The sequence below is a fragment of the Paenalcaligenes sp. DL 463 genome (assembly GCF_057475185.1).
In genome coordinates this window covers 75,918-88,513 of the sequence record NZ_JBYBKX010000003.1, presented here as the reverse complement: position 1 = coordinate 88,513, position 12,596 = coordinate 75,918, and the positions used below count along the sequence as shown (strand labels likewise).

Below are 12,596 nucleotides of genomic sequence, written 5' to 3'. Positions count from 1 at the left end.
AACTGTACTTATAAACGTTGTGTACATATATCAGCAGCAGTCCGACTAAATTAGCGATAATAGACCTCTTTAGAATTCTTAGTGGAGAAAACCCTTGTCTTCGCCCAACCTATCAACCTTAATTGAACGCGCCGAGCGCGTATTAGTGCAACTTGAAGCGTGGTTGCCACCTGTTCCGCCAAGCACTGACTGGGACTCACTTGCATTCAGATGGCGTCGCCGTGGTACGCAAGGCTGGCTAGAGGGCGTAAAGCACTTTGCTAGCATCCACCCTGACGATCTTAAACACGTCGAACAACAAAAAGAAACCATCGAACGCAATACCCGTCAGTTTTTAGCGGGTAAGCCGGCTAACAACGTATTGATGACCGGCGCCCGAGGCACAGGGAAAAGCTCATTGGTTAAAGCTATGCTGGCCAGCCTGAGCGAACAGGGGCTACGCCTTGTCGAAGTCGACAAAGACGACATGGGCGATTTAGGCGACATTATCGACATCATTAGTGAGCGCCCCGAACGTTTCATCATTTTCTGTGACGACCTGTCTTTTGAAGATGGCGAACCGGGATATAAAGCACTAAAATCTGTACTGGATGGCTCTGTCGCCTCGCCCGGTGACAACGTACTCATTTACGCGACCTCGAACCGTCGTCATTTAATGCCCGAATACCACAGCGAAAATCTGGCCGCTCGCCCCCATAGCGATGGTGAAATCCATCCTGGCGAGGCAGTGGAAGAAAAAGTGTCGCTTTCGGAGCGGTTTGGCTTGTGGTTGTCTTTCTACCCATTTAGCCAAGATAAATATTTAGACATCGTCTACTACTGGCTACGACAAGCAGGGTGTAGCGACGCACAGATTGAACAGTCTCGCACTGAGGCCTTGCAATGGGCGTTGCACCGAGGCTCGCGCTCGGGGCGCGTCGCACGACAATTTGCACGAGATTGGGCTGCCCGCTATGTCTAAAAAGCCCGTCATTCAGGTGGCCGTAGGCATGATCATCAACAATCAGGGCCAACTTCTTCTGGGAAATCGCCCAGAAGACAAGCCTTGGCCGGGCTGGTGGGAGCTTCCTGGAGGCAAAATCGAGGCGGGTGAAAGTGTGCTGGAAGCCCTCGCCCGCGAACTGGATGAAGAGCTGGGAATTCACATCACTGACGCCACCCTGTGGGTCAATTACACACATGAATACCCAAAAAATCTGGTGCAGTTGTCGTTCTGCAAGGTGACCCAATGGGAGGGGCAACCCACTGGACGCGAAGGGCAACAATTGAAATGGATCGACCCCCACGCTCCCGTTCCAGTGACCAAGGTTTTACCCGCTACCGAAGCGCCCCTACGATGGTTAACGCTGCCTTCTCAATACCTACTAAGCCACATTGGTAGCGCCGAGCACGTCACAAACTGGCTTGAGCGATTACGTCAGGCCTTAGTGTCGGGTATTAAACTGGTGCAATTCCGTGAGCCTCAATGGGAAGCGGCATCTTCAACCAATAACTCGCACGAATTGAAAGACGCATTACTAAAAACCGTGGCCTTATGTCACGAGTACCAAGCAACGTGCCTGATTAATAGTGTGCATGACCAGACGTGGTGGGCGCTTGCCGACGGTGTCCATCTACGAGCAGAGGATGCGCGCCGGCTGGCTTCGCAAGTTAACTCGCCCTTAACACCCTACACCGCGCACGCTGATCCCATCATCAACGTGGCTGAACAAGCCCTTGTAGGGGTTTCTGTGCATGATCAGCAGGATATTGATGCAGCCATCCAGCTTAATGCCACCTTTGTGGTGATTGGTCACGTTCTCACCACCCCCTCTCACCCGCACCAGCCACCTCTGGGCTGGGAACGATTTTTTGAGCTTGCGCAACGTGCGGGGCGTCCGGCTTATGCCATAGGTGGACAATCCAACGCCACGCTTGAACAAGCTAAACGCGCTTCAGCCCATGGCATTGCCGGTATTCGTCAATTAGGTCACGCATCATGAACCCACAAGTGTCTATTTCTGAGCACGAAGGCGTACGCTACCTGCATTTAGGCTCTGCTTGGGTGCAAGGTGCGATGCGAATCGATAACCCACACCAAATTGAGCTTGAGTACGCCCAACAAATGATGATGTGGCGTCTATTTATGGCTGAACCTAAGCACATTGTGCAATTAGGCTTAGGTGCTGGTGCGTTAACGCGCTTTTGCTACGAGAACTTTCCTAACAGCCACATTACTGCCGTGGAACTGAACCCCGATGTGGTTCGGGCTTGCCAAACGCTATTTCACTTACCACCCAACGACGAGCGCCTTAAGGTAAGAATTCAATGTGCAGACCAATATCTGCAAGACGTTGCCCAGGAAAGCCTAGACGTATTACAAGTCGATATCTACAGTCAGGAAGCGCACAGTCCAGCATTACAAAGCCCCGAGTTCTATCAAGCTTGTGCGCGCAGTCTTAGCAAAAACGGCTTGCTAACGGTCAATATTCTAGGTAATGAATTCGTGCACGCCACCAATCTGCATCATTTACAAACGTACTTCGGAGCCGTGGCATGGTTACCCGAAACGCACGATGGGAATATCGTCGCCATTGCTTTTAAAGACCCACCACAAATTGACTTCGATACGCTGTATCAAACGGCGACCGACATTGCGCAACGATATCAACTGCCCGCTCGCAATTGGGTAGATGGCCTTTATGCGTGGATGGCCGAAGAATAGTGCTTAAGCAGCTTAATTAGGCTGTGGCTGTGGCTCTGGCGGCAAGGGTAGCGGGTTTGGTGCCTGAGGAATTGCCGTCGGGGCCAAGCCTTCTACACTGTCCCAGCCCCCTCCTAGCCCTGCGATGACGCTTACCGCTGCGATATACTGTTCGGACAATAACGAAATCGCCGCTCGCTCTACGTTCAGCGTGCTCGTTGCCACCTGTGCCAAACTTAAAAAGTCCACCAAACCGGCCTCGTACTGATTGCTTATTAATTCCAGCGATTCACGTGCAGCGGCAAGGGCACGCTGTTGGACCTGCGTCTCGTCTGCCAGCCCGTACCAAGTGGCTAAGCTGTCTTCCACCTCTTGTAATGCCGTCAACACCGTTTGCTTATAACCATTGGCCTGCAAATCGTAATTGGCAATCGCCTCATTCATCTGGGCTGTACGCGCGCCCCCATCAAACAGACTCAATGCCAACGCCGGTCCTAAGCTCCAGAAACGAGCGGGAGCACTTAACCATTGCGCCCACTCTCCGGCGCGATAACCCCCTTGAGCGCTTAAGCGCAAGTTCGGAAACCACGCGGTTTTCGCGACGCCAATTTGTGCATTGGCGGCCATGACCCTACGTTCGGCACTGGCCACATCGGGACGACGCTCAAGTAGCTGCGATGGCAAGGACAAGGGTACGGCGGGTAAAGTAGGCCATCCTTCAAGGTTTAAGGCTTCAAGCTGAGAAGGCGGTTTGCCCACCAACACTGCCATGGCATTATGCAGTTGTGCCTGCTGACGATTCAGCGCTAAGCGCTGGAGGCGTGCATTTTCTAACTGTGCCCGAGCCGCTGCCACATCGCTTTGTGCAGCCATCCCCACGGCCAGGCGGTTCTGAGTAATGGTTAAAACCTGTTCATACGTTTGAAGGGTCTCATCCAAGAGTTGTTGCGAGCTAAACCCATTCTTAGCCTGAAAATAGGTTTTCGCTAAGGTGGATTCTAAGCTTAAGCGCGTGGCAGCAAAATCCGCTTGGCTGGCTTCGACGTTTGCCATAGCCGCCTCACTGCTGCGCCGTACGCGCCCCCACACATCTGGCTCCCAGCCAGCGCTAAGGCCAAGGTTGTAATTCGATACTGCCGATGTCGTGCCGGAACCACTGCGCGTAGCGCCTGCATCGCTATCTAAGGTAGGAAAAAACCCAGCCCTTGCCCCTTCCAGTGCTGCCGTTGCTTGACGGTAACGGGCTTCCGCTTGGGCCAAGTCCGCGTTGTGCGCATGAAGGTCGGCAATCAACGTCGCCAGTAACGGATCGTCAAACCTTAACCACCATTGTCCTGCTCCTGCCTCATCGGCGGGTTGCGCTCTGGACCACAATTGCTGATCAACCGCTTCATCTTGGGCATTGAGAAAGTGTTCGCCTACATTAAAAATAGGGCGCTGGTAATCAGGGCCCATGGCACAACCCGTCAGTACCGAGATCATGGATACCGCTATTAAGCGCCTTTTAAAGGTAGCGAACATACTCTGAAACCGTCTCTCGTTAATCAATCAAAAATGCCTTAGGATTCACGCTTCAGTCCTTTTGGGGCGCGTGATGCCAAATAGCGCTGACGAAAACCATCTAAGTAAAGATACACCACCGGAGTGGTGTAAAGCGTAAGCACTTGACTCACAATGAGCCCACCCACAATGGTTAGCCCTAGTGGCTGGCGCATTTCCACGCCAGCACCTGTCGCCAAGATTAATGGCAACGCACCCAGAATGGCAGAAATCGTGGTCATCATGATGGGCCTAAACCGCACGATACACGCTTGATAAATGGCCTCGGTGGGGGGCAATCCATCCCGACGTTCGGCAATAAGGGCGTAATCCACCATCATGATGGCATTTTTCTTCACGATGCCAATCAATAAAAACACCCCAATCATGGCAATGACCGAAAACTCTTCACCTACCGCAAGCAGCGCTAACAAGGCGCCTATACCAGCAGAAGGCAAGGTCGATAAAATCGTGATCGGATGAATATAACTTTCATAAAGCATACCTAAGACGATGTACATCGTGAGCAATGCCGCCAAAATCAACCAAGGCTGCTGCGTCAGGGCATCTTGCATAAGCCGAGCCGACCCTTCAAAGCCAGCTTGGATCTGATGGGTGGGCAAACTAATACGTGCCAAGGCATTTTCAATGGCCCGCGTGGCTTCCTCCAACGACACCCCCTCTGCGAGACCGAACGATACGCTTTCAGCCACGAACAGGCCTTGATGACTGACGCTTAACGGCGCTGTGCCGGGGACGAACTCGGTGAAGGCCGCAAGAGGCACGCGACGTCCATCTCGGCTAATCACTTCGACCTGCCTGAGCGACTCAATATCTTGAGCGAAACGGTCTTCTACGCCCAGCACCACGTGGTATTGGTTTAAACGTCCATACACCACAGACACTTGTCGCTGGCTGAACGAACTATTTAAGGTGGACGCCACCAACGCCATGTCCACACCCAAACGCGTTGCCTTATCGCGGTCAATACGCAACTCGATGCGACTACCTGGGTCATCTGAGTCCGTATCCACATCTGTTAATTCAGGAAGGTCAGCCATGGCTCGGCGCACTTTGGGTAACCACTCTTTGAGCAAATCCAAGTCGCTACCCAGCAAACTGTATTGATAGGATCCCGCTCTACCTAAACCGCCTCCGACAAAAATGTCTTGTTGTGGGGTTAGGAACAAACGTGCGCCCGGCTCAGACTGAAGCTGGGCACGCAGACGATTCACAACATCATTCGCCCCCACTTGGCGTTCTTCTAGGGGCGCCAGTTCAACCAATATCATCGATGAGCTACTTCCCCCGCGTCCACCAGCAAAAACGGCAACGTTTTGCACAGCGGGGTCCGCCATTAAAATGTGGCGAAATTTATCCAACTTAGGTTGCATGGCATGAAAGGAGGTACCCCTATCCACACGGAAAAACCCCATCAACTGACCCGTATCTTGTTGAGGAAACAACCCCTTTGGTACCGCCGTATATAAATAGACATTTAGGCCCACGGTCAGAAACAAGGAAAGTAGCATCAACCGCTTATATTTCAACGCCCAACGTAAACTGCGTTGATAGGCTCGTGCGCAATGGTTACCGCCCCATGCCAACAACGCAAAAACACCCGTCTCGTTACGAGCTTGGCGCGTACGGCTGCGCAACAATTTAGACGCCATCATCGGCGTCAACATGATTGAGATCACCAACGAGAACATGACCGCGACGGAAAGGGTTACGGCAAACTCTTTAAATAACCGTCCCACCAGCCCCCCCACCAGCCACATGGGTATAAATACCGCAACCAGAGAAAGGCTCATCGCCGTCACGGTAAAGCCCACCTCGCGCACACCGCGTATGGCCGCACGAAAAGGGCTGAGCCCTTTTTCGATATAACGCATCACGCTCTCTAACACCACGATGGCATCATCGACCACAAAGCCCGTAGCAACGATAAGTGCCATGAGCGAAATCGTATTCAGCGTAAAGCCAAAAAAATACATCAATGAAAACGTGCTGAGCAACGACGCCGGCACTGCTACGGCGGGAATCAGGGCTGCTCGCCAATCGCGCAAAAATGCCAACACCACCAATACGACCAACGCCACCGCAATCAAAAGCGTATTGCGCGCCTCGTGCATGGAGGCTCGTATGCTGGGGGTTCGGTCCTGAGCCACAGAGAGCCGAACATCAGCCGGCATCATGGCTTCGAATGAAGGAATGCGCTCGCGTATGGCATCAACCGTTTCAATAATATTGGCATCCGCCTGTCGACGCACCAGCAACAACACACCGGGCTGATCGTTAACATAGCCCACGTTAAACTGATCTTCAGAGGCGTCCTCAACGGTTGCGATATCACGTAAACGAATTGGGTTCCCGTTACGCCAGGCCACCACTAAAGGCTTGAACTGCTCAGCCGTATTCATTTGCCGGCCCGAGCTTAGGTACCACTGATGCGTGGAGTTTTCAATGTAACCATTGGGCCCAATGGCGTTTTCACGACTCAGCGCATTACGTACTTCATCTAAGGACACGCCTGCACTGGCCAAAGCGTGTGGGTGCAAACCAATACGCACAGCCGGCAAAGACGCCCCTCCTACGGTCACCTCGCCCACCCCTTTAACTTGAGCTAGTTTCTGCGCCACGATCGTGGTCGCTAGATCATAAAGCTGGGGCTGGGTCGCCGTTGGTGATGTCATGGCTAACACCATGATCGGAGACGATGAAGGGTTTACTTTGTGATACGAGGGCACACTGCGCATGCCCGATGGCAACATAGGCCGAGCTTGATTGATCGCCGCTTGAACATCACGCGCGGCGTTATTCACATCACGGCTCAGGTCAAACATCAAGGTGATTCGTGTTGAGCCTTCAGAGCTTCTTGAGCTCATTTCCGTGACGCCAGAGATGGCCCCCAACGCCTGCTCTAACGGTGTTGCCACACTGGATGCCATGGTTTCAGGGCTGGCTCCGGGCAAGCTAGCACTAACTGAAATCATGGGAAAATCCATTTGCGGTAGTGGCGCTACCGGCAAAAAGAACATCGACAGCACCCCTGCCCCCACCATTGCAATACACAGCAGCGTGGTGGCCACCGGTCGCACAATGAAGGCGGTCAACCATTTCATGGTAGTGCCTCACCAGACGTGGCACGACGTCGGCCCCAACGCACGGCCAACCGATCAAAATACAAATAAATAACCGGTGTGGTGTAGAGCGTAAGTACCTGACTACACAGCAGCCCACCCACCATCACAAGCCCTAAGGGTTGACGCATTTCAGCACCCGAGCCGGTGGCGAGCATTAGCGGCACGGCACTGAACATGGCCGCAAAGGTGGTCATTAATATGGGTCTAAAACGAAGCAACGCGGCATCATGAATGGCCTTTTGCGCCGCAACGCCTTGCTCGCGTTGCGCCACCAACGCGAAATCGATCATCATAATGGCATTTTTCTTAACAATACCAATAAGCAGAATGATGCCTATCACCCCTACCATGTCGAGGTCTTTTCCTAACAAAAGCAGCGCAGCCAAAGCACCAATCGTCGCCGAAGGCAGGGTGGAAAGAATCGTAATCGGATGCACGTAGCTTTCATATAAGATGCCCAATACGATATACATGGTCAGTACAGCGGCTAGCATTAACCATAACGTGCTGGATAACGAGGCCTCAAACGCGTGGGCGGCCCCCAAAAAGCGTAACTCGATCGATTCGGGTAAAGCGATGTCCAGTCTGGCTTGCTCGATTTGCGAAATGGCATCAGATAGGGAGGCGCCTTTCGCTAAGCTAAATGACACGTTGACCGAAGGAAACTGATCCAGACGATCAATGGTTAAGGCCATGGGCTGCAGGGAAATCGATGCAATGCCTCCTAAGACAATCGTATCGCCAGACTGTGTCGGTACGTGCAACTGCGCCACGCTTTGCGGCTCTGCCCTAAAACGCTCGGCCACCTCTAACACCACCCGATATTGGGCAGACTGTGTGTAAATGGTTGAAATTAAGCGCTGACCAAAGGCGTCATAGAGCACATCGTCAATGGTGGCTTTGCTGATTCCTAAGCGAGCCGCCATATCGCGGTCGATATCCAACACGAGCTGCTGCCCTTGTTGCTGTTGATCAGAGGCGACGTCCTCGATTGCTTCGATGCTTCGCAACTGGTCCAACCATTGTGGCAACCACGTCAACAACGTCACCGGATCCGGATCGGACAACGCCATCTGATACGGATGCCGACTGACCTGATCGTCAACCGTTAACTCTTGCACTGATTGAAAGTAAGCCGACAAATTCGGGATGGAGCTTAACTGCGACTGCAAATCAGTGATGATGTCTGCCGCGCTACGGCTACGCTGATCTTGGCTCAGTAACGAAACCTGCATCCGTCCGGTATTTAACGTGGGGTTGCTACCGTCTACCCCGATAAATGCACTCACACTTTGGACATCAGGATCTTGCAAGATTTGCTCTGCCGCCTGTTCTTGCAGCCGACTCATTGCGGCAAAAGAAGCACGTTGAGGCCCTTCAATGATGACCTGAACGATGCCCGTATCCTGCGGCGGGAAAAACCCTTTAGGTACCATCACATACAACAATGCGGTTAATACCAAGGTGGCCAGAGCCACCAGCAAGGTCAAAAACTGACGTCTCAACACCCATTGCAAACTGGTGTCATAAGCGTGAATCACCCGCTGCATCCAACGGTCCATCAGCGCGGTAAAGCGTGCCTGAACGCCTCGGATGCCCGTTGTCGGGGCGGTCTTATCTTGGTCATCGGGCGCCCGCAATAACCGTGCGCACATCATCGGCGTTAAGGTTAGCGAGATAAATAGCGACAACAAGATTGCCACCGCAAGCGTGACAGCGAACTCCCTAAATAAGCGCCCAATGACGTCGCTCATAAAAAGCAGTGGAATCAATACGGCAATAAGCGAAAGCGTCAATGACACTAAGGTAAAACTGATCTGGGCGGCCCCTTTTAAGGCCGCCGCAAAAGGCTTCTCGCCTTTCTCAATATGACGAGCGATGTTCTCAATCATCACAATCGCGTCATCCACCACAAAACCCGTCGCAATGGTTAATGCCATGAGCGTCAAATTATTAACGCTAAAGCCCATCAGGAACATAACGCCGAAAGTCCCCGCTAGCGACAGCGGCACCACCACGCTAGGGATCAGGGTAGCAGTCCATGTCCGCAAAAACACGAAGGTAACAAGTACCACCAGAGCGATGGCAAGAAACATTTCTTGTTGCACATGATCGATGGAGTCTCGAATCGTGTGCGTTCGATCGGTGGCCACCTTGATGTCCACACCGACGGGTAAAGAGCTTTGCAGCTCGGGCAGTTCGGCAATAATGCGATCCACCACGGCAATCACATTCGCACCAGGCTGACGCTGTACATTCAACAGGATCGCTGCCGAGCCGTCAAACCATGCGGCTTGCCGAATATCCTCGGCATCGTGCACAACCGTGGCCACATCGCTTAACCGCAATACCGCATCGTCGGAGCTACGAATAATTAGCCGTTCGTAATCCGCCACCGAACGTAACTGCTCGTTGGCGCTGATCGTCGTGGAGCGCACCGGACCGTCGAGGTTTCCCTTGGGTTGATTCACATTAGCTGCCGCCACAGCCTGGCGAATATCCGCCATGCTCATCTGATAAACAGCTAAGGCATCAGGATTGACTTGTATGCGTACGGCCGGACGTTGCCCTCCGGAAATGCTGACTAAGCCCACCCCATTAATTTGCGACAACTTTTGCGCCACACGCAAATCGATTAGATCTCTGACCTCAGTCAACGCCAAGGTGGGTGAACTGACGGCGAGACTAATCACAGGCGTGTCTGCCGGGTTCACCTTGCTATAAAGAGGTGGGGACGGCAAGTCGGAAGGCAGCATAGTCGATGCCGCATTGATCGCCGCCTGCACCTCTTGCTCTGCGACGTCGAGAGCCAAGGTTAAATCAAACTGCAAGGTAATTCTGGACGCACCACCCGAGCTGGTAGAGCTCATTTGCACCAGACCCGCCATCTGCCCGAACTGACGTTCAAGTGGCGACGTAACCAAAGCCGCCATCACTTCAGGACTGGCACCTGGATATAAGGTGACCACTTGAATAGTTGGGTAATCAACCTGCGGTAGCGCCGCAACCGGCAACCACTTATAGCCCAGCAGCCCCGATAGCAAAAGCGCCACCATGGCTAGGGTCGTAGCGACGGGGCGAAAGATAAAAATGCGAGAGAAGCTCACGCTTATCCCCTAGGGTAGTGCATTCGTAGAGGCCGCCGGAGCGGGCAGTACCTCTACCGGTGCTCCCTCGCGTAACCGGTCAGTCCCTTCGATCACCACACGCTCGCCCTCGGTCAAACCCTCGATAATGACCGTAGACATACCGCTGACCGTTCCTACCGTAACTTGACGAACTTCAACATGTTCACGATCGTCAACCACATACACGTAGGTACCAATTGAGCCGTTTTGCACGGCATGTGAAGGCACCACCATGCCTTGCTGCTCGCCAAGCAATACGCTCGCGCTCACAAACTGATTAGGGAAAAGGCGATTATTGGTATTTGGGAAACTGGCTTTCATGCGCACCGTGCCAGTCTCAATATCAATTTGGTTATCAACGGCAAGCAATTCGCCAGCCGCGATCGAGTTTCCATTTCGATCGCTCACAGACACCGATAAGGCCGTCTCTACCTGCATGCGCTCGAATACTTCATACAAATCGTGCTGGGGTAACGAAAAGCTGACGGCAATAGGCTGCGTCTGCGTAATAACCACCAAACCATCAGTATTTGAGGCCGAAACCAGATTGCCCACATCGAGGCTGCGTAACCCAAGGCGCCCCGTTATGGGTGCCGTGATCTTGGTGTAGTCTAACTGTAAGCGCGCATCATCCACCGCTGCTTTATGGGTCTGTGCACTGCCCTTAAGCTGTTCCACTAACGACGCTTGGGTTTCCACTTGCTGGGTTGCGATGGAGTTTTGATCACGCAGGCGTCGATAACGCTGTAAATCGGTTTCAGCAATTTTTAATTGAGCCTCGGTTTGCCGTAACTGTCCTAATGCTTGGTCAAGCTGAACCTGAAAGGCTCGCGGGTCAACTTGCGCCAAAACGTCACCCGCTTGAACAAGCTGGCCCTCTTTAAAGTTAATACTGATTAGTTCGCCTTCAACGCGGCTACGCACCGTCACCGTGTTAAATGCCTGCACGGTACCAATAGCATTAATACGCTGTGGCACGCTTCCAGCCACCACAGCCTCAACCCGAACCGGCGTTTTTATACTAGGCATGCCGTTGGCTCGACCTGGCCCACTTGGGGAAGAAGAGCCATTATCCGTATCACGGGTAAACCACCCATACCCTAAACCCACTAGCACTACCAAAATAATGATGCACCAAATGGCTTTTTTAGACCTCAATCCAGCGCGAGGTTTAGATACAAACATGCAGTGCTCTCCGGCAATAAGGGCGCGCTCTCACAAGGTGAAAGCCAAAAAAACAATTTATTATTTTGTCTACATAAGTACGATAAGCGGTAAGCCTTCATCTGAGTGCTTACTACCGCCTCACATCGGACATACGTCGTATTATAAAGTTCCGCTCAACCAATATTGCAGCGAGCAAGCTTAAAAGGAATGTCGCGTGTGATGGCCAGAGGCTTATTTTCATTATCCTGAAGAGCAAAGCGCACCCAAATCACGTATTTGTTCGCACTCATCTCGGGAAAGGCGCCGGTGCTAGCATCGACCCATACCCTAAGCAACTGAAAAGACTTTCCACTTAGCATTTCCTGATAGCTGCCCTCGTGAGCAACATGATCCACCACATCACCTGCGCTACGCAGCATCGCTAATATCAATTTTAGTGCTTGATGCAAAGGTGCGAACGCCTCAGTCCAATGCTCAAGGTCAGCTCGACGCGTGTGCTCTGGTTTTAGCTGCCACGAAAAGTAGGAGGGTATATCAGCTTGCGAGGTACCGCCTGGAATAGCAATTCGACCCCTGAGACTGGATAGCCAATCGTTATCACGAAGCGTTTGACCAATTCGACCCTGTGCCGCTAAATTAGCCGCCACATCTTGCATCTCTTGAAGCATGGAATCCAGACGTTGTCCGGCGACACCGGGGTGCTCACGCAAGGCGGTCAGCGCCACACGTTGACGTTCTATATCTTGTAGAACCATTCCACGTATATCTGAGCGCTCACAAATTTCCAATAACTCAAACAACGTGCTTACCGCGACTTGATGCAATAAGGGATCGCTACCTGCCGAAAAATAAAATAGACGATCAAACAAATGCTCGACTCGCAAAAAGGCACGTACGCGTTCATTGCATGGGTATTCGTAAAGAATCACGCGA

General features: G+C 52.5%; 8 protein-coding genes. 3 read left to right on the top strand and 5 right to left on the bottom strand.

Annotated elements, in window-relative coordinates:
* Positions 1-94 precede the first annotated feature (94 nt).
* The 3 genes from AC2UZI_RS11945 to AC2UZI_RS11935 are packed head-to-tail and all read left to right on the top strand — an operon-like array spanning position 95 to position 2,704.
* Positions 95-961 carry an ATP-binding protein gene (locus tag AC2UZI_RS11945; RefSeq protein ID WP_486944101.1) on the top strand — a complete coding sequence of 289 codons (867 nt, stop codon included), beginning with the start codon at positions 95-97 and terminating at the stop codon, positions 959-961.
* A complete protein-coding gene (locus AC2UZI_RS11940; RefSeq protein WP_486944100.1) occupies positions 954-1,982 on the top strand; it encodes a Nudix family hydrolase in 1,029 nt (342 codons plus the stop codon). The genes AC2UZI_RS11945 and AC2UZI_RS11940 overlap by 8 nt, the downstream gene beginning before the upstream one ends.
* Complete coding sequence (locus tag AC2UZI_RS11935) at positions 1,979-2,704, top strand: spermine/spermidine synthase domain-containing protein (RefSeq protein ID WP_486944099.1); 726 nt, start codon at positions 1,979-1,981, stop codon at positions 2,702-2,704. The genes AC2UZI_RS11940 and AC2UZI_RS11935 overlap by 4 nt, the downstream gene beginning before the upstream one ends.
* Positions 2,705-2,716: 12 nt before the next feature.
* On the opposite strand, the gene AC2UZI_RS11930 is transcribed toward AC2UZI_RS11935, so the two are convergent.
* The 5 genes from AC2UZI_RS11930 to zapD form a co-directional block, all read right to left on the bottom strand.
* The gene (locus tag AC2UZI_RS11930; protein WP_486944098.1) at positions 2,717-4,204 is read right to left on the bottom strand and encodes an efflux transporter outer membrane subunit; all 1,488 of its coding nucleotides are present in this window, start codon (positions 4,202-4,204) and stop codon (positions 2,717-2,719) included.
* A 38-nt stretch (positions 4,205-4,242) separates the two neighbouring features.
* Positions 4,243-7,347, bottom strand: a complete 3,105-nt coding sequence (locus AC2UZI_RS11925) for an efflux RND transporter permease subunit (RefSeq protein ID WP_486944097.1) — start codon at positions 7,345-7,347, stop codon at positions 4,243-4,245.
* On the bottom strand, positions 7,344-10,475 hold the full coding sequence (locus AC2UZI_RS11920; protein ID WP_486944096.1) for an efflux RND transporter permease subunit: 3,132 nt from the start codon (positions 10,473-10,475) through the stop codon (positions 7,344-7,346). The genes AC2UZI_RS11925 and AC2UZI_RS11920 overlap by 4 nt, the downstream gene beginning before the upstream one ends.
* A gap of 9 nt (positions 10,476-10,484) precedes the next feature.
* Entirely contained in the window at positions 10,485-11,681 is a 1,197-nt protein-coding gene (locus tag AC2UZI_RS11915) for an efflux RND transporter periplasmic adaptor subunit (protein ID WP_486944095.1), read from the bottom strand.
* 155 nt (positions 11,682-11,836) lie between these two features.
* On the bottom strand, positions 11,837-12,592 hold the full coding sequence (zapD, locus tag AC2UZI_RS11910; RefSeq protein WP_486944094.1) for a cell division protein ZapD: 756 nt from the start codon (positions 12,590-12,592) through the stop codon (positions 11,837-11,839).
* Positions 12,593-12,596 lie beyond the last annotated feature (4 nt).

What these genes read in the sequence shown, in the direction of transcription:
- AC2UZI_RS11940 (WP_486944100.1), top strand. Translation starts at nt 954, where the DNA reads ATGTCTAAAAAGCCCGTCATTCAGGTGGCCGTAGGCATGATCATCAAC.
- AC2UZI_RS11935 (WP_486944099.1), top strand. Translation starts at nt 1,979, where the DNA reads ATGAACCCACAAGTGTCTATTTCTGAGCACGAAGGCGTACGCTACCTG.
- AC2UZI_RS11930 (WP_486944098.1), bottom strand. Translation starts at nt 4,204, where the DNA reads ATGTTCGCTACCTTTAAAAGGCGCTTAATAGCGGTATCCATGATCTCG.
- AC2UZI_RS11925 (WP_486944097.1), bottom strand. Translation starts at nt 7,347, where the DNA reads ATGAAATGGTTGACCGCCTTCATTGTGCGACCGGTGGCCACCACGCTG.
- AC2UZI_RS11915 (WP_486944095.1), bottom strand. Translation starts at nt 11,681, where the DNA reads ATGTTTGTATCTAAACCTCGCGCTGGATTGAGGTCTAAAAAAGCCATT.